The organism is Kocuria sp. CPCC 205260 (assembly GCF_040981045.1).
Lineage (GTDB): Bacteria > Actinomycetota > Actinomycetes > Actinomycetales > Micrococcaceae > Kocuria > Kocuria palustris.
On record NZ_JAVKPT010000082.1, the window covers coordinates 1 to 549 of the forward strand.

The following is a 549-nucleotide window of genomic DNA, read 5'->3' on the forward strand; positions in this document are numbered from 1 at the left end:
CCGGGCAGGCCCTTGTGGGTCGTGGAGCACAGCTCCTTGGAGCCGGGGACGTCCTCGATAGTGATCGTGAAGGTGTCACCCACGTCCAGCGCATGGGGGCCGTCCGCGAAGTTGCCCAGCCGGATCTTGGGCCCCTGCAGGTCCGCGAGGATCGCGACCGTGGTGCCCAGCTCTTCGCTGGCCCGGCGCAGGTTCTCGTAGGACGTATTGTGCACGGTGTGGTCACCGTGACTCATGTTGAGGCGAGCCACGTTCATTCCGGCCTGGATCGCCTGGGTGACGTTCTCGTACGAGGAGATGGCGGGGCCGATGGTGGCCACGATCTTCGCTCGACGCATGGGTGACTCCCTTTCGAATGGCGGATGGTTGGTGCATATGACGAAGCGGCCGGGTTGAGCAGCCTGGTGCTGCCCGACCGCGGCCGCTTCGCCGATGTCCGTTCCTACCTTAGCAACGAGCCCTGGGAATTGATATGGCAGGACTCATGGCGGGTGCCGGGAGGATCACGGATGCGGGCGGGTCACAGGCTCAGGTCGATCGCCCGCTCGG

General features: G+C 65.4%; 1 protein-coding gene. It reads right to left on the reverse strand.

The annotated features are described in order from the left end of the window. Positions 1-338: pyruvate kinase (locus tag RF645_RS13290; protein ID WP_368819274.1), on the reverse strand; the 338-nt coding region annotated here is incomplete at its 3' end. Between the last annotated feature and the right edge of the window lie 211 nt (positions 339-549).